Source organism: Rhodococcus sp. MALMAid1271 (genome assembly GCF_049195265.1).
Taxonomy (GTDB): domain Bacteria; phylum Actinomycetota; class Actinomycetes; order Mycobacteriales; family Mycobacteriaceae; genus Rhodococcoides.
Map to the genome: position 1 here is coordinate 1 of NZ_JBMIRQ010000014.1, position 638 is coordinate 638.

Consider the following 638-nt stretch of genomic DNA (forward strand, 5'->3'; position numbering starts at 1 on the left):
AAGGACTTCGGAATATCCGAGGGCTGTCTGCATCGGTGGCTGAAGATCGCCGACCGCGACGACGGCATCGAACGAGGCACGACGCCGGCCGGCTTGGACGAGTCCGCCGAGCTACGGGAGGCCCGCAAACGGATCAAGCTCCTCGAGCAGGAAGCCGAGGTCATGCGTCGCGCGGTCGCCTACTCGTCCCGGGATGTCAACCCAAAATGATCTTCCCCCGCAAGCGGGAGGTGCCCCCACCGCTGGTCCTCGACCTTGCTGTCGACGGGGTACCCGTCACAGTGACCTGCCGGGTGCTCGGATTCTCCACCCAAGCGTTCTACAAATGGAAGAAACAACCAGTCACACAACGTGATTGGGACGATGCGCATCTGATCAACATCGCTCGTGGAATCTACGCCGACGACCCCGCATTCGGCTACCGCTTCATCGCCGACGAACTACCGGACCGCGGCATCACCGCCAGCGAGAACAGAGTCGCACGACTGTGCTCACAGGAACGGCTGTGGTCCGTGTTCTCCAAGAAGCGCGGCCTGAACAAGAAAGCCGGCCCGCCCGTCCACGACGACCTCGTCGACCGCCAATTCACCGCACAGGAACGCAACCAGATCTGGCTGACCGACATCACCGAGCACCGT

1 pseudogene is annotated in these 638 nt (G+C 62.5%); it reads left to right on the forward strand.

Annotated features, from left to right (window positions below):
* Nucleotides 1-638: pseudogene (locus ACOQFP_RS00195) on the forward strand (IS3 family transposase); the annotation flags it as partial.